21 protein-coding genes are annotated in these 22,933 nt (G+C 47.2%); 9 read left to right on the forward strand and 12 right to left on the reverse strand.

The window, feature by feature from the left end; genetic code table 11:
• Positions 1–117 precede the first annotated feature (117 nt).
• The gene (locus tag QUB77_RS17530; protein WP_333175150.1) at positions 118–717 is read right to left on the reverse strand and encodes a cytochrome b/b6 domain-containing protein; all 600 of its coding nucleotides are present in this window, start codon (positions 715–717) and stop codon (positions 118–120) included.
• A gap of 197 nt (positions 718–914) precedes the next feature.
• Between QUB77_RS17530 and QUB77_RS17535 the strand changes: the two genes are divergently transcribed.
• A complete protein-coding gene (locus QUB77_RS17535) occupies positions 915–1,496 on the forward strand; it encodes a manganese efflux pump MntP family protein (protein WP_333175148.1) in 582 nt (193 codons plus the stop codon).
• A gap of 120 nt (positions 1,497–1,616) precedes the next feature.
• Positions 1,617–2,171, forward strand: a complete 555-nt coding sequence (locus QUB77_RS17540) for a glutathione S-transferase family protein (protein WP_333175146.1) — start codon at positions 1,617–1,619, stop codon at positions 2,169–2,171.
• A gap of 150 nt (positions 2,172–2,321) precedes the next feature.
• Here the strand turns inward: QUB77_RS17540 and QUB77_RS17545 are convergent, their stop codons facing one another.
• The 3 genes from QUB77_RS17545 to QUB77_RS17555 form a co-directional block, all read right to left on the reverse strand.
• On the reverse strand, positions 2,322–2,459 hold the full coding sequence (locus QUB77_RS17545; RefSeq protein ID WP_006634808.1) for a photosystem II reaction center protein K: 138 nt from the start codon (positions 2,457–2,459) through the stop codon (positions 2,322–2,324).
• Positions 2,460–2,519: 60 nt separating this feature from the next.
• Positions 2,520–3,650 carry a tRNA guanosine(34) transglycosylase Tgt gene (gene tgt / locus QUB77_RS17550; RefSeq protein WP_333175143.1) on the reverse strand — a complete coding sequence of 377 codons (1,131 nt, stop codon included), beginning with the start codon at positions 3,648–3,650 and terminating at the stop codon, positions 2,520–2,522.
• 641 nt (positions 3,651–4,291) lie between these two features.
• Complete coding sequence (locus QUB77_RS17555; RefSeq protein WP_333175140.1) at positions 4,292–4,741, reverse strand: hypothetical protein; 450 nt, start codon at positions 4,739–4,741, stop codon at positions 4,292–4,294.
• A 259-nt stretch (positions 4,742–5,000) separates the two neighbouring features.
• Here QUB77_RS17555 and cobS point away from each other — a divergent pair, with 259 nt between their 5' ends.
• Together cobS and QUB77_RS17565 are read left to right on the forward strand one after the other, a co-directional pair.
• Positions 5,001–5,798: an adenosylcobinamide-GDP ribazoletransferase gene (cobS, locus tag QUB77_RS17560; protein WP_333175137.1), complete on the forward strand. Its 798-nt coding sequence runs from the start codon at positions 5,001–5,003 to the stop codon at positions 5,796–5,798.
• A gap of 169 nt (positions 5,799–5,967) precedes the next feature.
• Positions 5,968–6,267: a hypothetical protein gene (locus QUB77_RS17565; RefSeq protein ID WP_333175135.1), complete on the forward strand. Its 300-nt coding sequence runs from the start codon at positions 5,968–5,970 to the stop codon at positions 6,265–6,267.
• Between the two features lie 142 nt (positions 6,268–6,409).
• Here QUB77_RS17565 and QUB77_RS17570 read toward each other — a convergent pair whose 3' ends face one another.
• Positions 6,410–8,161, reverse strand: coding sequence for a hypothetical protein (locus QUB77_RS17570; RefSeq protein ID WP_333175132.1), 1,752 nt, complete (start codon positions 8,159–8,161; stop codon positions 6,410–6,412).
• A gap of 374 nt (positions 8,162–8,535) precedes the next feature.
• Here QUB77_RS17570 and QUB77_RS17575 point away from each other — a divergent pair, with 374 nt between their 5' ends.
• From QUB77_RS17575 to QUB77_RS17585, 3 genes are all read left to right on the forward strand, one after another.
• A complete protein-coding gene (locus tag QUB77_RS17575) occupies positions 8,536–8,766 on the forward strand; it encodes a hypothetical protein (protein ID WP_333175129.1) in 231 nt (76 codons plus the stop codon).
• A gap of 50 nt (positions 8,767–8,816) precedes the next feature.
• A complete protein-coding gene (locus tag QUB77_RS17580) occupies positions 8,817–9,029 on the forward strand; it encodes a hypothetical protein (protein WP_333175127.1) in 213 nt (70 codons plus the stop codon).
• A gap of 275 nt (positions 9,030–9,304) precedes the next feature.
• On the forward strand, positions 9,305–9,436 hold the full coding sequence (locus QUB77_RS17585; protein ID WP_333296002.1) for a hypothetical protein: 132 nt from the start codon (positions 9,305–9,307) through the stop codon (positions 9,434–9,436).
• Between the two features lie 172 nt (positions 9,437–9,608).
• Here the strand turns inward: QUB77_RS17585 and QUB77_RS17590 are convergent, their stop codons facing one another.
• From QUB77_RS17590 to QUB77_RS17605, 4 genes are all read right to left on the reverse strand, one after another.
• Positions 9,609–10,010 carry an MgtC/SapB family protein gene (locus QUB77_RS17590; protein WP_333175125.1) on the reverse strand — a complete coding sequence of 134 codons (402 nt, stop codon included), beginning with the start codon at positions 10,008–10,010 and terminating at the stop codon, positions 9,609–9,611.
• A 103-nt stretch (positions 10,011–10,113) separates the two neighbouring features.
• Complete coding sequence (locus QUB77_RS17595) at positions 10,114–10,770, reverse strand: hypothetical protein (protein WP_333175123.1); 657 nt, start codon at positions 10,768–10,770, stop codon at positions 10,114–10,116.
• A gap of 281 nt (positions 10,771–11,051) precedes the next feature.
• Complete coding sequence (locus QUB77_RS17600; protein WP_333175120.1) at positions 11,052–12,017, reverse strand: BadF/BadG/BcrA/BcrD ATPase family protein; 966 nt, start codon at positions 12,015–12,017, stop codon at positions 11,052–11,054.
• A 72-nt stretch (positions 12,018–12,089) separates the two neighbouring features.
• Positions 12,090–12,449: a zinc ribbon domain-containing protein gene (locus QUB77_RS17605; protein ID WP_333175118.1), complete on the reverse strand. Its 360-nt coding sequence runs from the start codon at positions 12,447–12,449 to the stop codon at positions 12,090–12,092.
• Positions 12,450–12,665: 216 nt separating this feature from the next.
• Here QUB77_RS17605 and QUB77_RS17610 point away from each other — a divergent pair, with 216 nt between their 5' ends.
• Together QUB77_RS17610 and QUB77_RS17615 are read left to right on the forward strand one after the other, a co-directional pair.
• Positions 12,666–12,992 carry a phasin family protein gene (locus tag QUB77_RS17610; RefSeq protein WP_006634797.1) on the forward strand — a complete coding sequence of 109 codons (327 nt, stop codon included), beginning with the start codon at positions 12,666–12,668 and terminating at the stop codon, positions 12,990–12,992.
• 299 nt (positions 12,993–13,291) lie between these two features.
• Positions 13,292–13,879 (forward strand): FKBP-type peptidyl-prolyl cis-trans isomerase, encoded by a 588-nt coding sequence (locus QUB77_RS17615; protein WP_333175116.1) that lies wholly within the window; start codon positions 13,292–13,294, stop codon positions 13,877–13,879.
• Between the two features lie 94 nt (positions 13,880–13,973).
• Here the strand turns inward: QUB77_RS17615 and QUB77_RS17620 are convergent, their stop codons facing one another.
• The 3 genes from QUB77_RS17620 to QUB77_RS17630 all read right to left on the reverse strand — a co-directional run bounded on the left by QUB77_RS17620 (position 13,974) and on the right by QUB77_RS17630 (position 22,565).
• Positions 13,974–16,586, reverse strand: coding sequence for a replicative DNA helicase (locus QUB77_RS17620; RefSeq protein ID WP_333175114.1), 2,613 nt, complete (start codon positions 16,584–16,586; stop codon positions 13,974–13,976).
• Positions 16,587–16,754: 168 nt separating this feature from the next.
• On the reverse strand, positions 16,755–17,213 hold the full coding sequence (gene rplI, locus QUB77_RS17625) for a 50S ribosomal protein L9 (protein WP_333175112.1): 459 nt from the start codon (positions 17,211–17,213) through the stop codon (positions 16,755–16,757).
• Between the two features lie 246 nt (positions 17,214–17,459).
• Positions 17,460–22,565 carry a PAS domain-containing protein gene (locus tag QUB77_RS17630; protein WP_333175110.1) on the reverse strand — a complete coding sequence of 1,702 codons (5,106 nt, stop codon included), beginning with the start codon at positions 22,563–22,565 and terminating at the stop codon, positions 17,460–17,462.
• Positions 22,566–22,933 lie beyond the last annotated feature (368 nt).

The raw sequence follows: 22,933 nt of genomic DNA on the forward strand, positions 1-22,933 counted from the left end.
CCCAAATTGCTATGATAGGATTAGGGAAATAATAAAGGTGCAACCACAGCCAACAACCAGCCTCCCATTACCAAGACTTCCACAACAATTAATAAAATATTTCTGTTCATTTTCAAATTAAGAGCGATCGACCAAAGAGCGAATTTTCTTCCACCAAGCAGCCGGCGAATCTTCCGGGCGATATGCGGCATCAAACATCGACAAAATTAGTGGAACCCCCCCCACCTTCGCACTCATCAACAAGTGCATTGCCAGACAAAATACCAATACCACCCAACCAGAAGCGTGTAAATAATACCAAACCTGCGTCAATTCCCCAGCGGGCAGCCATTCTTCCTTAACCATACTGCCAGAAGCGATCGCCCAAGTCAGTGCCAGCAACATCAACGTATTCACAATCCGGTGCAAACTGTACCACCAAATCGGTTTTCCCAACTGCGTTAGTTTCCCAAAAGAATCCGGCTGCACCAAGCGTTTTTGACCGGCGTGGAAACTGTACAATGCAAAAGCCGGCATTATTCCTAACAGCAACATCTTGCCAAAAGTTCCGTGAATCCCGATAATATCTGCAATCTGAGGTACGGAGACTTTACCAAACCGCCCATCGTAGGTGTTGTAAACCAGAAATGCGCTCAAAATTGCTAAAAGGGCGATCGCAGCGTTAACCCCATGCAGTAATCTGAGCAGCAATGGCTGGTAGGGTCTAGATTGCGGCATAGTCGATTCTGCTACTTGATAAATAATCTTTTACACAATACAGCTAAGCTCTGATTTTTTCAACCCTCGTCAATTGTGAAATAAATGTGATTCAAAAATGAATAGATTATGATAAAAACGCAATTGTATCAAAATTTAGTGTAAACTAAAACGGTCAAGAGAAATATTTTATTTATCACACATAACACTTTACAAAAATGGATGCAGCCACTACCATATTACTTTCCTTGGGACTAGCAGCAGATGCTTTTGCGGTTGCTGTTTCTAGCGGTTTAGCAATCAAACACATGAAGGTCAATAAAGCTTTAAAAATTGCCTTATTTTTCGGAGGTTTTCAAGCTTTAATGCCCGTAGTGGGATGGTTGATCGGTCTTAGTTTTAGTTTTTTGATAACACCGATCGACCATTGGATAGCTTTTGGGCTTTTGAGTTTCATTGGCGGGAGAATGATTTATGAATCGCTGCAAAGCGAAGAATGCGAGAAAAAGTTCAATCCCTTAGATACGGGGACTTTGATAACGCTGTCGGTGGCGACGAGTATCGATGCCCTAGCAGTTGGCCTCGGATTTGCTGTCCTGAAAGATTCTATTGCTCCTGCGGTGACTGCGATCGGATTTATTACTTTCTTTTTAGCCTTTGCAGGCGTGTTTATCGGACACAAGTGCGGCAACTTGTTTGCTAATAAAATTGAGATATTGGGCGGAGCAATTTTGATTTTTATTGGCAGCAGAATCTTGTTTCTGCACTTGACAGAGGTGCCATTAGTTATGGGTAATTAGTAATGAGTCAGTAGTTATTAGTCGAATAGTGACATCAAAGTCTCTGGTGGCTGCAATTACCAATTACCAACTCCCAAAAAATGCTATAACAGCAATATTGCGTTAAAGGATAAAAATTTTGTGCTGAAACTTTACGGCGGAGCCCGCAGCAGGGCCTCAATTGTCAAGTGGTATCTAGAAGAAATAGGAGTTCCCTACGAATTCGTCATGCTGGATATGCAAGCAGGGGCACACTTGCAGCCAGAGTATCTCGAAATTAACCCGATCGGCAAAGTACCGGCAATTGTTGACGGAGATTTCAAACTTTGGGAATCCGGCGCAATTCTGCTGTATTTAGCTCAAAAATATGGTAAAATCCCCGCGACTTTGCAGCAGCAAGCTGAAATCGTGCAGTGGGTCATGTTTGCTAACGCCACCTTGGGGCCGGGAATATTTGTCGAAGCAAGTCGCGATCGCGAAACTCCCAAGTTGTTAAAACCGTTAAATGAAATCTTCGAGAAACAGCCGTTTTTAATGGGTGATGAATTTGGCGTCGCCGACGCAGCAGTCGGATCAATGTTGGCCTACATTCCGATGATGCTAAAACTAGACCTCAGTGCTTATCCGGCTGTTGTAGATTACATCAAGCGGATCTCAGAAAGACCGGCTTTCAAAAGTGCGATCGGCGGTAGCTGAAGGAAGGCACTACACGGATTTTGACACGGATACACGGATGAATTATTGAGGGTGAGTCAGGAGTCAGGAGTCAGAGGGCTGAGGAATAAAACTTAACATCTAAAAGCAGGGGCAATTCTGGAATTGCCCCTGCTTTTATTAAAATCAAACTTATCTAAATCCGACAGCCGCCTGCCAAACAAAAGCCAGCAGCAAGAAAAACACGGGAATGACCGGCAAAACATTAACCAAAGGCTCAAAAATCGAATAAGCTTCGGGCAGTTTTGCTAAGAGTAATGCAGCTTCCATGAATCAACCTACCTATCCAACACAATTTTCATAATTGTCGCATATCTTTACCCAAGGCAATCACGATCGATCGACTCTCGGTGCAAGCCAGTAGGCAAACTCTTCAGTAAATCGATCGGCCAAAATCGCCTCCCGCATCCTTCCCGTAAAGCGAATCAACTCCGTCACATTGTGAATCGCTAGCAAAGTATACCCCAGCACTTCGTTAGCCCGCGCCAAATGAGCCAAATAAGCCCGACTGAATTTTTGGCAGGTATAACAAGGACAAGACTCATCCAGCGGAGCAAAATCCTCCCGGAACCGAGCATTTTTCAAACTCCAGCGTTCCCCACCCACAAAAGCCGTCCCGTGGCGGGCCAGCCGAGTCGGAATCACGCAGTCAAACATATCTACGCCACTCGCCACCGCCAACGCCATTTCCCGATAAGTCCCAATCCCCATCAAATAACGCGGTTTATTTGCCGGCAACAGAGGCGCAGTCACCTTCACAATCTCTGCGATCAAATCCCCCGATTCCCCGACACTAACGCCGCCGATGGCATAGCCTGGTAAATCTAAATCTACCAACTGGTTCGCCGCGCGCGATCGCAAATCGGGGAAAACGCCCCCCTGGACGATTCCAAACAAAGCTTGATCCGGGCGCGAGTGAGCTTGAATGCAGCGTTGCAGCCAGCGGTAAGTGCGATTTGTGGCAGCCTCCACCTCTTCCCGCGTAGCGGGGTAAGGGGGACACTCGTCAAAGGCCATAATCACATCAGCGCCCAACTCATTCTGAATTTCGATCGATCGTTCCGGCGTCAAATTAATCATGCGGCCATCGCGGGGAGAGCGAAAAGTCACCCCATCATCAGTAATCTTCCGCATTTGGCTCAAGCTAAACACCTGAAAGCCACCCGAATCCGTCAGCATCGGGCCAGGCCAAGCCATAAATTTGTGCAATCCACCCGCGCCTGCGACAATCGCTTCCCCCGGCTGCAAGTGCAAGTGATAAGTATTTGCCAAAACCATTTGAGAACCCGCCGCCTCAAGATGTGCCGGGGTCAAAGTTTTGACATTAGCTAGCGTCCCCACTGGCATAAATTTAGGCGTTTCCACAACACCGTGGGGAGTTGTAAAAACCCCTGCACGGGCTTGGGTATGGCTGCAATTAGCCTGACATTTAAAAGTAAATCTCGCGTTGTCTTCAGTCATTAGTCCCCGACGATCGTTAACCGCTACTCGGCTGTCCGTGTTATTTGAGATGTTGCACCATTCTCAATGACTTGTTTAGGAACAGGCTTTTCGGCCTGTTCCACAAGAAAATGCACTCTTTGTGGAACAGGCCGAAAAGCCTGTTAAGCGAGAATGGTGCAAGATGTGAGTGTTATCTAATCTATTGTTGTTGACATCGCGACAAAAAACTCATTGCCCCGCCCAAAAACGGATACAAGTTTCCGACAATCGTCGTGGAGGGCAAAAAATTTTAGACCTTAGTTCTAACTCCCAGATTCAATGCTGCCAGTAAATCTAAAATCTAAAATCTAAAATCTAAAATCTAAAATCGACTAGACCCCACCCAAAAACGGATACAAGTTTCCGACAATCGTCGTGGAGGGCAAAAAATTTTAGACCTTAGTTCTAACTCCCAGATTCAATGCTGCCAGTAAATCTAAAATCTAAAATCTAAAATCTAAAATCTAAAATCGACTAGACCCCACCCAAAAACGGAGACAAGTTTCCGACAATCGTCGTGGAGGGCAAAAAATTTTAGACCTTAGTTCTAACTCCCAGATTCAATGCTGCAAGTAAATCTAAAATCTAAAATCTAAAATCTAAAATCGACTGACTGACGATTAAAACGGGGAATCATCGTCGTCCAATTGCAGATCCCAGTTGCCTGAGAGTACCTGATCGACAACCGCATCCAAAGCCGCAGCATTTAAATTCCGGGCGAATTGCTCTTGCAAAGGATTGGAGAGGGGAATTAACCGCAACTGCCGTCCATCTTGAATCAGGTCAAAATAAGCACCATCGACCGGGGACTGTTTAAGTTCCAGGTAATCAAAACTATACACGTTCAAATAAAGGGCATGATTGGCAATCAGGGTAGAACGGTGGGGGTTGGCGAAGACTTCGAGTACATAACCTTCCCCTTCGCTATAAATCTGGCCATCTTGTATGTGAACGTAGCGAACACGTCCTAAATCAAACAGCAATCTTTTGATATCGCGCTTGTTGACGACAATCCCTGTATCGATGATGCAAGGAGCAACTACCCTGTTATTCAATTGATCGTGACTCATGTAGTAAAAGCCTCTGTTGTAGTATTTTCCCGTCTTGAACATCAGGGAGTTAGCTAGAATTCTTGGTACGGGAAACGCGGATCTTGAGTTTAGTCATTTTAGATAGGGAGCTTTGGGATCGCTGCCGACAGAGGTTTTCCGGGGAAAAGAGCCGGCGACAGGAGGAATGCTCGATCCAAAAAACTAGGGTGTTACAGTCCAATTCTGGCACACACTAATCGATTGACAACTGCATACCAGATGAAAAATTTTCTATCTTATGGTGCATGATAAATGGGTTCGCTCTACGATCGACTTTTTCCGGAATCAAGGCGCTGCCATCGCAGCCGCAGTCGCTTTTTATACTTGTTTGCCCGTACCAGTGTCTTGGACTTTGGAGTTTCGGGGCATTGCCCGCTTGGCACCGGCGATCGGGCTTTTGATTGGGGGGATGCTGGGACTGGGGGATGTTGGGCTGCAGTTGTTGGGAATGCCTGCTCTGACTCGATCGGCCTTGGTGGTAGTCTCGGGCATCGCCGTGACTGGCGGGCTGCACTTAGACGGGGCAATGGACGCGGCGGACGGGCTGGCTGTACCCGACCCGGTACGCAGGCTGGAAGTCATGCGGGACAGCGTTACAGGGGCCTTTGGGGCGATGGCTGCGATCGCGATCGTGCTGCTGAAAACTGCTGCTCTCTCGGACTTGAATAACTATCGGTGGCTGGCTTTGATGGGTGTCGCGGGTTGGGGGAGGTGGGCCCAACTGGTGGCGATCGCCCGCTATCCCTATCTCCGGGCCGAGGGTAAGGGAGCTTTTCACAAGGAATCGATTTATTCTCCTTTTGATTTTATACCGGGAGTGCTGTTGCTGCTGAGTTTGAGCGTGGTGCAAGTTGTCTTGGAGGGCGATCGGTGGCTGTTGGCGGTGGGGATGGCTTTGGGGGGAAGTGCGATCGGAATTTTTGCCGGAGCCTGGTTTAACCACCGTTTGGGCGGCCACACGGGCGATACTTACGGTGCTGTCGTGGAGTGGACGGAGGCTTTATTGCTGTGTCTTTTAGCGGCCTTGGAAGGGTAAGTTATGCCATGTTGCCATAGTTTTAGTGAAGACTTTAGTCCTCAATTTACCAAATAACGACGGTTCTAGCAGGTGGAAATCCGCACTCAATACCAATGGTTTTCATCCTGTCTGCCTTCAAATGTCACCCTAGATTAGATACAGCAAACCTCAAACTTTAAAGAAAGCTATGGGATACTTTATTGCTGCGATCGTCCTCGGAATGTTAATTTGGGCCCTGTTCGAGATTGTCCAAACAATCCGCAATTGGGAAACGAATCCCGAAGAGACCACCAGCAAAATTCAAGCTGAAATGATCCAAGAAACATATCGCGGTCAATTTGGTGGCGATGCGCTGGAGGGAGGGGGTCAGGCTGTCGGAAACGCACTCCACGCCGGCCACTGCGCCGCCGAAGTTGCAGCTTGCGAATCTGCTCCAAGTGCGATCGGTCATGCTCTCGAAAGCTTATCGCACCTGCTGCACCATTAGCACAAAATTGACCGTATTTTCATACTAAAAAAACCGGGCTTTTTCACCTCGACCCCTGGCTGTCTAGGCATATTTTGGTAAAAAAACCCGGTTTTAAATCAATGGAAAATGCCACTGCCAATTTTCCATTAATTATCAATTTTTACGCTTTCGGCTCAACCCAAACCGTCATCCCCTCAACCCTCAAACCTTTGCCGCGAGTGCCGCAATATTGACCGTTAGCAGTAACAGGAGTATCGCCCACATTCTGGATGTGAGCCGTATAAAATACGTCGTATTTATCAGCTTGCGACCCTGTCAGGCGCGCGGCAAATCCCTCAATGCGCTTGGCTTTGCCCCGGAAACCGGCCAACTCCCCTTCTGAGATCCAAGCAGTATCGCCAACTCCTTCAACGTGAGCCATGTACTGCAAATTTAAACCGGCAACGGGAGGCTCGATTTTAATTTGAAATCCTTCGACGCGGCGGCCTTGAGCTTTAGTACCCGCATATTCTCGATCGCTAAAAGTTCGATCGCCAATTCCTTGAATATGCGCCAACACTTTTAAACCCACAGGCGCCACTGTTTGGGAACTCGCAGACTGCGCGATCCAAACTTTGATGCCCTCGATTCTCAAAGCTTTGCCGCGAGTGCCGCAATATTCGCCGTTGGAGGACACGTCGGTGTCGCCGATATTCTGAATGTGAGCGCTATAAAATACGTCGTATTTATCAGCTTGCGGCCCGCTCAACCGCACCGCAAATCCTTCAATTCGTTTCGCTTGACCCCGAAAACCCGCCAATTCTCCCTCGCTGAGCCAAGGAGTATCGCCAACACCTTCGACGTGAGCCATGTACTCGACATTTAAGCCGGGAATGGGCGGATCGATATTAATTTGAAATCCTTCGACGCGCCGCCCTTGACCCTTAGAACCCGCGTATTCTTGAGAACCGAAAGTTCGATCGCCAATTCCCTGAATGTGCACCAAAACTTTGATTCCCAAACCGCCCTCTACTGCCACCGCTGGTTGAAGGTTCCGGGGTGCCCCAAAAACAATGTTCCCCGAACCGGTTGTCGGGAGAGACTTAGGTACTTCCACGCTGGGAACAATAATTACCTCGTGCATGGGGGCAGAAGGTGCAGGGGATTCCAAAATCTGGATCGGTGGCGCAACTGTAACTTGTTTCGGTGCCACATTTCCTGACGGGATGACAATCACTTCTGGCAAAGGTTCGGCGCTGATTTTTTGTTCGGGCGCTGCTTTAAATGCGGGTTCGATTTTTGCAGGTGCTGCTTTTACCATCTCAGCAATGGTTAATTTGCCTCTGGAAATGGCTACGGCTATTTGTTTGCCAAAAGCGGCGCTGACTGTTTCTTCGAGAATGACCCACTGTTCGTCATCTAATTTGTCTTGCTGTTCCACCAGGGCGAGCACTGCTGAAACTGGGTGTTTGCCGCTGACTAAGGATTCTGCGTCGGAATGCAGTTGAGTTGGGGTTGATTCGGAAATCGCGCGTTGCAGTTCGCGGGCTCTGGCATGAACTGATTGTAAGGGTGCGAAGTCGCTTTGTTCGCGGTGGGCGATCGCCAATACTCGATCGATCACTTTCAATGCTGCATCGCGAATTTCTGCTTTACCTTCAGAAGCTGCGGCAGTCTCGACTAAGTTTTGAATGTCTTTGAGGGAAGCAATTTCCCCCGGTGCGATACCGGATTTGTTGAGTTCGAGAGCTTGTTTTTGGACTGCGGCAAAGTTGCGGCTGTAGGTGGCTACTTCTTGCAGCAAGCTGTCAGAGGGAGGAAGACCGGAGTCTTGCAGTTGTTTTGCTGCCATTAACAGGCGATCGGCCAAATTAGCATAAGTTTCCGATAGTCGGGCTATTTGTTGTAGCAAATCTTTATGAGCTAGTTCCATATGTCTTGCAGTAAATATTTAACTTGCTGATTATAGACGTTGAGCGTCTTCTGAAGGTACAAGGCAGTAGTCATCAGTTATTAGTCGCAGGGAAGAATAAAAATGCTCTCCCTCTCCGACTCATCCACTCGGACACTCTCCGACTCCCCCACCCAGACACCCGGACACTCTCCGACTCCCCACTCTCCGACTCATCCTCTGGCATCCCCCGCGTGATTGCCGTCACAACCGTGCAAATACTTAGTCACACTCTCCGACTCCGGCTGTCACGAGTGCCCCGTAACAATGTCACACATATCGAGCAATAGCCGTCACTGCTGATTCTGTGAAAACAGTTGATACTGAGGCTTGAACCAATAAAACCCCGAAGTGTTATGGTACTAATTCGCGATCTCGCCCAGCAAGCTCTGGCTCTAGGCTATCTAACCCTTGAAGCCGAAAATCAACTGCGGCGGATGTTAACTACCACCCAGTATGAATTGGAAGACTTAAATGCTTTTATGGCTTTGCAACTAGCAGCTATGTCCGGAGGAGTGAAACAAGAGTCTCGCGAGCTGAAAAAATTTGAAAGCTTTGGTGAGACGGCTTCCGAAACTTCCTGTTAGTAATTAGTTGGCTTTTGATTAGTTAAAATTTAGTAAGGGACATTTCTACCGTGCAGGTTCGTGAGGTTGTAAAACAAGCTATTGCCGCTGGATATCTGAGTTTGGAAGCAGAAAATGAAATGCAGAAGATTTTTTCCTCAGCCAAGTGTGACTTGGAAGATTTGAATGCTTTTATGAGCTTGCAGTTAGCTGCGATGGCGGGTCGGGTGAGGCAAGAGTCTTTGGAAGTGATAAAAGTGCAAAATTTTCAGGATATAAATTAATCAGTTTTATTCAGTTTGGTGGAGAGAAAATATTAATTTTTAGAGTAAAAAAATCATATAATAATTGAATCTTGCTATTTTTTATGCTAAAAAAATTAATAAAAGAAATATTGCTATGTGGGTTCGATCGGTATTGATAGAAATCCACTCAAATTTAAATAAATATTTAAGTATCTAATGGAGACTCAAGTCCTCAAAGGTCAGGCTTGGATGACCAGACGTGTCAAGGTGTAGTCAAAGTGTTTGCTCCGTAAAAGTTGAGCATTATTCTTGAGATGTTATTTATTGTTAATTATCTATCAAATGGAGAAGATTTATCGATCGTCCCACGCAGAGATTTCAAGCGTTTGAGCGACTATTTCACCACCTTGACAGGTGGAGCTTGGATGAGTGCCAACAATTTATGATAAGTGATTAACTGGACTTGGTATGAAATAGTTAATATTATGTAGCCTCAAGCGACCGCAATCAAATTGGTTCGTAGTGACGAGGGAAGTCCTCATAAAACTCCCTCGGGCTTCCGTCGTCACTACAAACTTTATAACGGTTATTTTACCAGACCTTATATAAGGACTGAGACTATTTCCTACGACTCCGACGCTCTAACTCTTTAATTACTCTCAGAACAAACAGCGACATTAAAGCGCCAATTAATGCCAGTTGCCACAACCCGCATCCTGCCGCAGTTCCTAAAGCTGCTGATATCCAAATAGCGGCAGCAGAGGTAAGCCCGTGAACTTCCGGTTTGCGTCTTTCCTGCTGAGAGTCCCGCAGGATTTCTCCGCCTCCCAAAAACCCAATCCCGGCAGCAATGCCTTGAATTACGCGCGCTACAGCATCTCCTCCGTTTTCATTTTTACCCATTGCCAGCGGCATTAAAACAAACAGTGCAGAACCCATACTAACTAGCATATGAGTTCTCAATCCCGCTGGTTTGTTTCTGAGTTGGCGCTCCCATCCAATAATTCCGCCAACAAACATGGCTAGGCACAACCTTAATAGTATGCCTAGCCAATTATCGGGAGACCACAAGTTAGCGATCGACAATGTTTTACTGCAAATAATTAATCCGAAGATTCCAATATTAGCGGAGTACGATGTCCGATCGCAATCTCACTGCCAAATCTTGTTCCGGGCGAATCACGAGTACGTCAACGCTGCGCCGCCCCAACAATACTCCCGCTAAAGCGCCGATCCCAGCGCCTCCCAATACTTCTTCAGTCGCGATGGCTTTGTCGCCCGTAATGCCTGCTAGTGCTGCTGCTGCTGCTGCACCCAAGGCTGCACCTTGCGCTACTGAACCTGTACCAGCACCTTTTTGAACTCTTTCGGTTCTGGTAATAACTCCCGAATAGCCGTCAATCCGATAGCGTTGGCGGCGGCTGATAATTAACTCTTTGGCAACAAATTGAGTACCGATTTGATTGCCTCTTCTGACAGGTTGCAGTGCCCCGACAATCTGGCTGCCTTCGGGGATTAAAACTCTGCCTTCAGGTGTGCGGATGTCTCGCGCCACTGTTAAAGTTAAAGGTGCAGTTTCTTCGCGGGTGACAACTATTTTGTCTTTTTCATAGCTAACTGGAATTACACTGCCCGACGGAATTCGGATGCTATCAAATTGTGAAATTCGTTGTTGGGCTTCTGCGGGAGTAGCTACCACCAGCGGGGCGCTGGTTCCCACTGTAATGCCCAATGCGAGGATTGCTGCTGTTGCTGAACGCCATTTCTGAGAAGTAATCATATAAATTGTCTCCTTGTTGCGGTTTTTGTTTACTTAGGAACGCAATACTGCTAAATTTGTTTCTTGTTTCGCATTCATCTGATGTTTTGATTATGGCAGGCTGGAATTCTACAAGTTGGGAAGATAAGGTAGATAATCGAAAATTTTAAAATTTGGAAAGATCGAGAAAATGGGCAAGATGGGGAAGATAAGGAGGATAAAGGAGAAATTTCCATTCATCCTCCCCGTTAGCCTCTAATTAGTTAAGGTGAGATTCCAGCACGAAGGCTGGGCTCACCAGGTTAATTGTTGAGAGCGTTTAAAGCTAACAATCCAGCACCGAAAGCTGGTTCGTATCGGGGCGAAATTACCTTAGCCTTTGGGGCGATCGCACTTATGGCCGCTTCAAACCGACCTCGGCAATTTGCCTCGCCGCCCCACACACCTCCTACGATCACAATTTCAAATTCTTCTGTTTGGTTAAATAGCCCTGAAATGGCTATTTTTGTTGCATAGGTTAATTCTGCCACAGCATTATTGATAATGCAGTCAGCGACGCGATCGCCCTCTGCTGCTGCTCCTTCGACAATCGGCGCTAAAGCTGCAATTTCTTTGACTCCCCAACCGCGCCCGTAAACGACTTCTACCAATTCTTCTAGGTTATTGAGGCCTAAATGCTTTTGAAATTTTTCCGCAAGCACGGTAAAATCTTCGCGTCCGTCATAGAACTTCAAAGCAGCTTGCAAACCCTGAAGGGCGATGTTATATCCGCTGCCTTCATCGCCTAAAATATACCCCCAACCGCCGACTCGTTTAGTTTTCCCGTGACGGTTTTGCCCGAAAACAATCGAACCGGTTCCTGAAATAACGGCGATACCCACAGGATGGCCTGTACCGCCAGCAAGTGCGATCGCGCAGTCGCTGGAAATTACTATATTCCTGGGCAGGAACGATCGGGTTACTGGTAAAGTATTGGTCAACTGCAAGTTCTGCACTACAAATTGCACTATTTCACGATCTTTTGGACGCCCGACGCCTGCTAGTCCCAGACCAATTGCTTCTATGTTGAGATTGCCTACAGCCTCGACCTGAGCGGACAGAACTGCTCGTTCGATCGCCAATTGAATCGATTGTTTGGCTGTCTCAATTCCCAGGGTTTGATAATTTGACGGCCCTGCTTCACCCCGTCCTAAAACAAGGTGGTTGTCATCCATTAAAAGGCAGATAGTTTTAGTGCCGCCGCCGTCGATGCCGAATACGTAGCTCATGAATAATTTAGAGAATAATAGAGCAACCCAGATTAACAGAGATATCTCTATTCTACGCTTTGTACAATCCGATTAAATCGACAGAGCAATGCTAATAATAATTAAACCTAATAATGCTAACCAAACCAGATGACCCTGACACCAATTTTTGATTGATTGCAGCCCGTTGCCGCTGCTGATATAACGGCTCGTCTGTGGCACAAGTGGCTCAGCTCGATCGTGATAAAGCGTGCATTCTTTGGCCAAGGGACGCTGCGGGTAGTTGCAAGTGTCGTCTTCGTGATAACTACAGGTAACGCACAGAAATTCTTCGGGTTTTGATCGATAAAGAGGGATACCCGGATGACCGAAAGCTTTGAGGGGGATTTTGCAGTGCGGACAGGCGAGGGCTTGGGCGTCTACAGGTTGGTGACAGCGGGGGCAATCAGGCATAGACAGCAGGGTTATGGGGTAATGTGGTGGGTAGGCTCATTAGCGGGTTTTCCGAACGCCGAGAATGCGCGATCGGCTCGCCATCAGGCGGCTGGATGCTCCAAAATAGAAAGGTAGGTGTGCGCTGATGTAACTTTAAGTTTACAGATGGTTTCGCAGCGACAGCAGGCGACCTGAGCCGATCGGGCATGAAAGGGCAAACATTAGGAAAAATCTATGGATAACAATAGCAACTTACTCAAACAACTGGTAATGCTGGGCATTGGTACTACCTCTCTCGTAGCCGAGAAATTGCAGGAAGCTAGCGAGCAATGGGTCAAAGATGGCAAAATCAATCCTGAGCAAGCCAAAACCTTTGTCGATGACATGACTGAGCACCTCAAGTCTGAGCAGGGCAATTGGGATACGCAGTTGCAGCGGCAATTGCGGAATATTCTCCAAGATATGGGAGTTCCCCGACAGTCCGAAATGGATGAGTTGCGGGGAAGGCTCGATCGTTTGGAACGTCAGATGCGGGATTTAGAAAACCGTAACTGGCGCTGAGTTCGATCCTCTTCGTTGGCGCAGCCCCCGTAGGGGCGGGCTTCGCTAACGCCCGCGAGGAGTTCGCTGCTATCTTGTGATAAAATTGTCACCCAAAGGCAGAAGGCTAAAAAAGGCACTTATGTAGAAGCCACTTATGTAGAATTACAAACATTCTGACTTCATACTTTTGCCTTTAAAATTATCTGGAACCTGCCGTTTTTTGGTGGAAAAGTTCAGATAACATTTGGTAGTTTTTGTTGTACTAGATGTCTTAGATATCTGAGATATCGCGGTTAAAAGTATCAGGAGGATTAATTTTGCGAGGAGTTCTAGTCAGCTTGGGAGTAATGCTGGTTTGCTTTGTGTTTTTGATAGTCGCTCAAATGGGCGGTTCTGGGTCCCAAGCAGTTGCAGCCGAATTGAACAATCTTTTACCAGAGACTGCTATTGAGAAGTTGTCAGGGCAGTCTGTGAATGAAAATAGCTTGCTAGTAGCTGATGCTACTTTACCGGAGGTACCAGCTACTATCGCTGGCAATAACATGACTGATAATACTGAGAAAACTGTCACCACAGATTCAGGTCTGAAATATGTTGAATTGAAAAAGGGTGATGGGGCGACTCCAAAAACCGGGCAGAAGGTGGTGGTGCACTACACTGGAACTTTGGAGGATGGCACGAAGTTTGACAGTTCGCGCGATCGCAATTCTCCTTTTGAGTTCAAAATTGGCGTGGGTCAAGTAATTAAGGGTTGGGATGAAGGTGTCGGTACGATGAAAGTTGGAGACCGCCGCCAGTTGATTATTCCCCCTGAACTCGGTTACGGTGCTCGCGGTGCCGGCGGGGTGATTCCTCCTAATGCTACGCTGATTTTTGATGTGGAATTGTTGAGAATCGCTGGCTAGGTAGCTCAATCTAATTCAACGTAAAACTTTTACGGTGTTTAGAAACCCGGTTTTTTTATTAAGAAACCGGGTTTCTGTGTATGTCCTGGTTGATTTACGATCGCTTCGGAGATGCCAGATTGCGAAAGCAGGTATATTGGGCGTCAAATAATAGTTTGATGATTCCTGTGGGGCCGTTCCTGTGTTTGGTAATAATTACTTCTGCAATTCCGCGATCGGGCGAATCAGGGTTATAGTATTCATCGCGGTAGAGCATAATTACTAAATCCGCGTCTTGTTCAATGGAGTTATGAACTATGATGTCATTAGCGACAAAATTATGCAGCGCAGGCACTGTTAAATCGTAAACCTCAGCTTCGCCATCAACTTCTATTGAGGCGATTTCATCCCAGTAAATATCGCTCTTAGATAAAAGGGCAAGTTCATCAGATTTAACAATTGTAGCTAATCTGAATGCTCGTTCCCGACCAAGGTTGTGTTTGTAAAGGGTTGTACCACAATATAAGTTGCCAAGCTGTGCTTGCATCTGGCGTGTAGTTAAACCAAATTGCTGCATAGCAGGAACAGCATACATTTTCCACACATCACGCGGTATGACATCTCTATTAGTATTGCTAGAACGAATTTCAATGTATTCTGCAATTTCTGTCAGAGCTTGCTGTTTGTAGTTACCTACTGCACCAATCAAATGAATAAACTTATCTAAATCAGGTCTTCCAGTAACCCAAACTTGATGTTGATCTCGCCCTTTCCCTAGCTGGGGGCTTAAAAATAAGCGGGCATTGATACCAAGTCTGAGTAAGAGTGACTGAACATCTCTTGCCAATTTTTCACTACTGGAAGCATAGTAAACACTAGGGTAATGACATTTACCCTTACCTGTTTTTATGCAACCATCAGTACACCAAAGATGGCGTAAAAATAAAGCTATTGCTTCTTGAGGCTGCTCAAATATTTGATTGGGGACAAACTTCTGGTGAGAACGCAGACCAAACACACCTAAAGCATCTAGCCATTCAGTTACAGGATTCCTCACATTATGTGTGAGATGATAGGTGGCAGGAAGATAAACTTGATACCAATCACGTTCTTTACAAATACGAGGTATGATTCGCTCTCCAAAGACTTCTATGGCAAGATTTGCAACTGTATTGGCTAAATCTTCCTCTCTAGTAGTGTATTGAATAACGTGTCGAGGTAGAGTACATCCGTCTCCAATCATGTGTCCTAGCAAGGCTATTTCGGCATTATCCATCGATTGGATTAAGGAACTTGATACGTATCTAGGTAGGGCAATGCGATCGCCTATTTTTAACTCGTCCAATCGCCGCCAGCCGTGAATGGTTAAGAACTTATGATTGCCAGTGGCTCTAATTGCCCGTCCCAAACGAGTTTGCAGTCGTAGTACAGGCTTAACACCTGTAGCAAAGGCATTGCTAACCACAGCTTTTTCTAACTGCATGGTGGCTTCATTGAGCGCCCACACTGTGAAGCCAGATTTTCCTACTAATTCACGAATTGGTACGCGCACACCAGTATCTGCTAGCATTACCAAACTATCACCTGTTAAGCAGCCGCTTTCGCGTAAATCAGACATCATGGGCCGCTTGTTTGTCCTCGCTTCCACACCGCGACTCAACTGAGATAAGGCAATAATCGGCACGTTGAGTTCGCGGGCTAAACCTTTAAGACTTCTGGTAATTCGAGATAGTTCTTGCACGCGGTTGTCGCTGGTACCTTCCATTAATTGCAGGTAATCTAGCAAGACTAATCCTAGGGTTCCGCCTTGTTCTGCTTGGAGGCGGCGGACTTTCGATCGTATTTCTGTGACGGTAATATTGGGAGTATCGTCAATAAATAGTGGCAGTTCTGATAAATTGCCAATGGCTGTACTGATTGGTTCCCATTCGTTTTGACTGATTCTACCCGATCGCAACCTGTTACTTTCTATTTTGGCTTCACTGGACAGGATACGCTGCACTAGCTGTTCTTTCGACATTTCTAAGCTGAAAACGGCAACCGGCAATTTTTGCTGTCCAGCGGCGATGTGGTGGGCGATGTTGGTACAAAAGGCCGTTTTGCCCATCGCCGGCCTAGCTGCAACGATGATTAAATCCGATCGCTGAAAGCCTCCTGTCATAGCATCTAAGTCGTAAAAACCGCAGGGAATGCCGGGAAGTGTCAGGCCTTCATTGCGATTTTCTAGGTCTTGAAATGTTTGGTTTAATGTTTCGCCGATCGACACTAAATCCTGTTGCGGGCGTTCTTGAGTTATGCTGAAAATTTCTTGTTCGGCGCGGTCTAAGACTGTTTCTAGTGGTGTTGCCGTCTCGTAACCTAATTGTACTATGTTGTTGCCCGCTTCGATTAATTTGCGGCGCTGATATTTGTCTTCAACTAAAACTGCATATTGGTCGATGTTGACTGCGGAAACTGTGCGATCGACTAATTGTGCTAATTTAGTGAGTCCTCCTACTTGCTCTAACTGGTTGCGGTCGGTTAGTGCAGTTGTTACCGTCATTAAATCGGTAGGTTGACCCTGTAAAAATAGGCCTAATGCCGATCGATAAATGACTTGATGAGCGGTGATGGCAAAAAACTCCGGTCGCAGCAGTTCGGCAATTCGGGAAATAGCTTCGGGGTCTATTAAAATCCCGCCCAAAATTGCTTCTTCTGCCTCTATATTTGTCGGCATCAAATCGCTCATTAGTCCATAGTTCTCACTCAATAGTCATTAGTTATTAGTCGTTGTTAGTCATTAGACATCTCCAATAATTGTGGAACAGGCATCTTGCCTGTTCAAAACTTGCTTTTATGGAGATGTCTATTAGTTATTAGTCCGCACAACTAATGACTGATGACTGATGACTGTTAATTACATCGGAACAACTTGAATATCAACTTCGGCGGTAACTTCTGCGTGTAGTTTGATTTCAGCTTTGTATGTACCAGTTTGGCGAATTTCGGGCAGAGTGATGCCGCGCCGATCGACTTCTTGACTGGTAGAGTTGAAAATCAGTTCTGCTACTTCTTGGTTGGTGACAGTACCAAAAATCGCGTCAGCTTCGCCAACTTGCTTGGAGATGATGAAAGGCCCAGCCGATTCGAGGGCGGTTTTGCGGACTTCAGCTTGCTGCTTGAGCTCTAGCTGGCGCAGTCTTTCTTCTTCACGGCGGCGCTCTGCTTGCTTCAGAATGCCAGGAGTGGCTCTAAATCCCATTCCTTGGGGTACTAGGTAGTTGCGGGCGTAGCCTGGGGCTACTTCTACTACGTCGCCAGCTTTGCCGAGTTTGCTGACATCTTTATTTAAAACTAATTGGACGCGCTTGGCCATGATCGTGGGTTGTGGGGTTTTAACTGCAACTTTTTATAATAGCGAAGTTTGAGGGGCGATCGCAAGGAAGTTCGGCAACGGATTTGGTAACGGATGTAATGGATTTGAGATTCGAGGTTCGAGATTCGAGGTTCGAGGAAAGAAACAGGGATAATATTTTTAACGGGCAAATTCAGTTTGAAATTACGCCAAACGGGGGTAATGTAAGGAGCAAAATCAACAGCAGTGCAATGTCTTACCGAGCACTCAGGCTTTATTTTCAAGGCGCTGGCCGAAGATCGATCGCGCTACAGTAGCAACTAACTGGGTGGGATTGATCGGCTTGGCTAAGTGTTTGTCAAATCCGGCTTGCAAAACTTGGCGCTCGTTGGCTTCTCCAGCATAGGCCGTTAAGGCGATCGCCAACAACTGCCGATACTCAGGCGCAAGCTGAGTGCGGATGCGCTCGATCAACATATACCCGTCCATCTGGGGCATTCCAATGTCGCTGACGAGCAAATCCGGCGCACTTTGTTCGATCGACTCTAGCGCCTCAGCAGCAGATGCCAGAGAAATCACCTCGGCACCCGCTTCCTCAAGCACAAAAGCGACAAAATCTCGCGAGTCGAGTTCATCATCTACCACCAAAATTCTCAATCCAGCTAGCGGAAAGGATGAGAGAGTCGGACTAGCAGCCCCATGACGTTCTTCCTCCTCCTGCCTTCTAGAATCATCATTTAATAGCGGTAATCTCACCGTAAACGTCGCTCCTTGACCAACTCCTGCGCTTTCTGCAAACACCGTTCCGCCGTGAAGTTCGATCAGTTGGCGGACGATCGCCAATCCCAATCCCAAGCCGCCAAATTTGCGAGTTGTAGCGCCATCTTCTTGTCGGAAATGGTCAAAAACATAAGGCAAGAAATCAGGAATAATACCTTTACCCGTGTCTATGACTTGAATTTGAGCTTGGTGTTCGACTTGCCCTAATCGAACTTCTACTCGACCGCCTTCGGGCGTAAATTTTACCGCATTTGATAACAAATTCCACACAATTTGTTGCAAGCGACTTGTATCGCCGACTACTTGCCCGACATCGGGATTTAAGATTGTTTGAATTTGAATTTTTTTAGCTTCGGCGGCTAATTGCACGGTTTCCACAGCAGACGGAATAATGGTTGCCAGATTCATCGGAGCCACATTCAATCTGAGTTTTCCTTGCAGAATCCGAGACACGTCAAGCAAGTCTTCGATTAATTGAGATTGCAGTCTGGCGTTGCGCTCAATCGTCTCAAAGGCTTTGGCACTTTGACTCGCGTTCAGCTTGCCACCGACGAGGAGTTGCGACCAGCCTAAAATCGGATTTAAGGGCGATCGCAACTCGTGAGAAAGCACCGCCAGAAACTCGTCTTTAATGCGGTTAGCTCGCTCGGCTTCCGTGCGGGCAGTTTGTTCTAATTGCAGAACCATATCGCGCTCGGTTTCCACTTGTTTGCGCTCTGTAATGTCGATTACAGAGCCGATATAACCCTCAAATTGTCCGCTTTCGGAAAATCGGGGAGCCGCCGCATCCATCGCCCAAGAATATCCGCCATCCTTGCGCCGCACGCGATATTCCACGCGGAAAGATTCCTGGCGTTCGTTGGCGGTCAAGAACGCATTTTTGGTCTGTTCTCGGTCTTCTGGATGCGTCGCGTTTACCCAACCGAATCCCAAACCAGTTTCCTCAGTTTGACCTGTGAATTCATACCAGGTTTCACTCAAGAAAGTGCAATAGCCTGTGGAGTCTGTTACCCAGACCATAAAAGGAGCGTTGTTAGCCATAGTGCGAAATCGTTCTTCGCTTTCTTGCAGCGCTGCTTCGGCTTGTTTGCGTTCTGTGATATCCCGACAGACAATGACTCCCCCTTTGATTTTGCTGCTAGTATCAACTACCGGATAACCGCTGATACTGATCCAACGTTCTTCGGAATCTTCGCGGCGCACAAATACCTCTACATCATTGACATATTCACCTTTGATTGCTCTGGCTAGAGGTAGTTCAGCGTCGGGAAAGAGGGTTTTTTTGTCTGCCAAAAATAGCCCGTAGGTAATCGACCATTCCTCATGGGATTTTTCATTCGATAGCTGACCGAATATCCCCACGGCGGCTCGGTTAAACAACACCAACTCCCCTTGTTGGTTGGCCAAAATCAAACCATCACCAATGCTGTCAATGATTACTTGCAATAACTTAGTTTGTTCTTGCAGGGCGACTTCTGCTCGTTTGCGATTTGTGATGTCGTTGGAGATGCCAATCAAGCCGATGACTTCTCCCGCCTCATTGCGGTAGGGAGCTTTCATTGCCACAAATGTCCGAATGCCATCGGGAGATTCTTCGACGACTTCTGTTTGTCCAGATTCCATAATGCGCCGATCGTTGTCCGTGACTGTGGCTCCAAGTTCTGCTACTGGGTATAAATCGCAATCGCGCCGGCCAATTACTTCAGCAGCAGGTTTTCCCAGTACGTCCAGCGTGGCTGGATTAGCATAAATAATCCGTCCTTCTCGATCTTTGACAAAAATTGGCGTGGGCGCTGACTCGTTAATCACGTTCAAAATCGCATTCTTTTGCCGCAGTTCTTCTTCAGTGCGTTTGCGATCGCTAATATCGCTCCAATAAGCCGTAAGTCCTTCGGCCGCTGGATAGGCGCTCACTTCTATATACATTTGGAGTGAAGGCGAAAACTCTTCAAATTTGACAGAAACTTGCTCGTTAACAACTCGATGAAATTCTTGATATACCATCGAATTCGATTCTCCTTCTGCGGGGAATAGCTCCCAGATCGATCGACCTAACAAGTCGGCTCTCGATCGAGAAAGCAGTTTTTCAGCAGTGGCATTAACGTAGGTATAGCGCCATTGTGAATCGATCGCGATAAAGGCATCGGTAATACTTTCTATAATATTGCTGACTTGCTGGGAGGCCTCCGTGAGCGCGATTTCAGCGTTTTTGCGCTCGGTGATGATTTCGCAAAAAATCATGATGCCGCCAATCTCATTGGTGTTGGTTCGCCAAGGGTGAATTTCCCACTGCACCCAGTCGATTGAGCCATCAGGGCGGGGAAACTGATCTTCTTTGCAGATTTCGACTGAGCCCGCCAGACAGCGCTGGTGGATTTGTTTGAAATGATCGGGCAAATTGGGAAAGATGTCGTAGTGCGATCGACCCACAATTTTTTGATCGCCGAGTCCGTAACTTGATAGCCAGCGGTCGCTCACCAGCATATACCGCATCTGGCGGTCAAACATCGCCACTCCCGCAGGCGAATGTTTGACGAACAGCCGCAGTTGTTCTTCCTGTTGCCGCAGCCGATTCTCTGATTGTTTGCGCTCACTGATTTCTTTGAAAAGCAAGGCGACTTTTCGGCTGTGCGGCTCAGGAGTGCGGAACGCCGAAACCTCAAACCAGCGGTTTAGGACTTCCGATCCCTGCTCGAAGCGCACGGGTTCCCCCGTCAGCGCAACTTTGCCGTACATCTCAAACCAATAATCTTCGAGATCCGGAAGGAGTTGTCGCGCCGTTTTACCCGCAGCTTGTACGAGTCCGGTTTGCTTCTCGAAAGCCGGATTGACTTCTAAAAAGCGGTAATCGATCGGCTTTTCGTTGGCGTCAAACAGCATTTCGATGACGCAAAAGCCTTCGTCTAGGGACTCAAACAAAGTGCGATAGCGTTCCTCAGAGCGGTGCAAAGCAGCAAGAGCTTGTTTGCGATCGCTAATATCCATACACGCCGCTACACAGCCGCGAACTGCGCCTTGTTCGTCAAATAACGGCACCGCATTCACCAACCAATCAAAGGCCACTCCGTCCTCGCGCACCATTTGAATTTCCACATCTCGCACTGGGACGCCGGAAGCCACGGCCAGTTGCATGGGGAGTTGTTCTCCCGGAATTTCCTGTCCGTTGCGGAGTCGCCTAAACGGAAGAACTGCCGCTTGCTCTCCGGTTCCAGAAACATTGGTATCGGCCGGCACTTGCAACATCGACAGGGCAAACCGGTTAGCGCGAATTACTTGACACTGTGGGTCGTCGGCGATCGTAATACCGACGGGTACAGCATCAAGTATCGATTGCAGTTCATTAACTCGTCGCTCTAGTTCTTGGTTGAGCCGTTGAATTTCTTTTTTGGTAGCTTTGCGATCGGTATCGGTAATTTCATGCACCGTCACATTCACGCCCAAAACGCGATCGTCCTCGGCTTTCAGCGGATAGAGACTCAACAGCCAATCCTGTTCTACTCCCGGCTGTACTGAGTTCGTCCTCCGAACTTCGAGCTGTTTGAGTGGAACTTTAGTTTCAATAACTTGTCGGTAAAGAGGCTCTAAATCATCTGCCATTTCTGGCAAGATTTCGCGCAATGTTTTGCCGATGTGAGCAGCGGCTGGCACTCCGTTAATTTCTGCTAGCCAATCGTTGAGGCGGACAAACCGCAACTCATTATCAAGAAAGCAAAGTCCGATCGGCGCACTAGCATAAATTGCCTCGATTTCTGCTAGTTGTTGGTGTGCCGTTTGCGCTTGTTGAATAAAAACAGCCCTCGTCGCCTTCTGTTCGGTGACATCTTGAAAATAAACGGCAAGTCCCGATGGGATGGGATAAGCTCGTACCGCATACCAAGCATTGAGCGGTGGATAAAAAGATTCAAAACTAACCGTAACTTGAAAGGTGGCGGCGTGGCGATATTCCTGCTCAAACAAACTGCCCACTGATTCGGGAAACTCTTCCCAAATGCTGTTGCCAATTACCTCTTCGGGGAGTCGATTCAGCCACCGCGCTGCTTGCGAATTGAGGTAGGTAAATCGCCAGTCTCGATCCAAAGCAAAGAACCCGTCCGAAATACTTTCGAGGGTGTCTGAAAGTTGTGGCGCGGGCGGGTTACAGACTGGTTCGGGCTGAGGTTGAGCGAGTTCCGTGAAGGTTGTTACTACCGCATAGGGAGTCGATCGATCTCCCTGAAATAAAGGTTGAGAATTGAGTGTCAACCAAATCAATTCTCCCTGTGGCCGATCGAAGCCCATGATGACATTTAAACATGGTTGCCCGGTTTGCAGCGCCACCATCGCCGGATGTGTCTCGCCGGGAAAATCCGAGCCATCTTCACGCAGAGTCTGCCACCGACTGTTGATTGAAGTGCATAAGAGCATCTGTTCTGCTGTCATCCCCAACAGATCCTGCGCGTGAGAATTGCACCCCTGAATGCTGCCATCTGCCAATTGCAGAACCATCCCTACATCTGTGGGCAAAGGCGCGGCTGGGTAGAACGTTTTGTTAGAATCCGTTGAAACAGAGGGGTCGATTTTTCCTTGGGGTTCAGTATTGCGTGGGTTTTGCATCGGTTTCTAACAACGCTCATTTTACTTTGGGCAAAGCAAATCGCGATCGATAATAGGGAAATAACAGAGGAACTTTTGATTTGAGCAGGGTGACACTTCAAACCTAAGATGGATGTCGATCGTTGTGCGGTAATATCGATATCTAGACAATTTATTTTATCGTAGAGTCCCACGTCTGAACCATTTGCGGGATTCAGCACAGGCGAGGGGGAATTTTCTGGCTGTTTCAAATGCCAGGTTAGTTCGTCTCATTATTTTTCGCGTTGCTGCATATTAGCAATGGCTGTTGCTCGTTTTCGGGCGCGTACAGATGGCACTTGCACACAGGTAAATAAGTGGATGAAGCTTGAAAATACATAAGGCCTCTC

The organism is Microcoleus sp. AT9b-C3 (assembly GCF_036705485.1).
In the GTDB taxonomy this organism is placed as follows: Bacteria; Cyanobacteriota; Cyanobacteriia; order Cyanobacteriales; family Microcoleaceae; genus Microcoleus.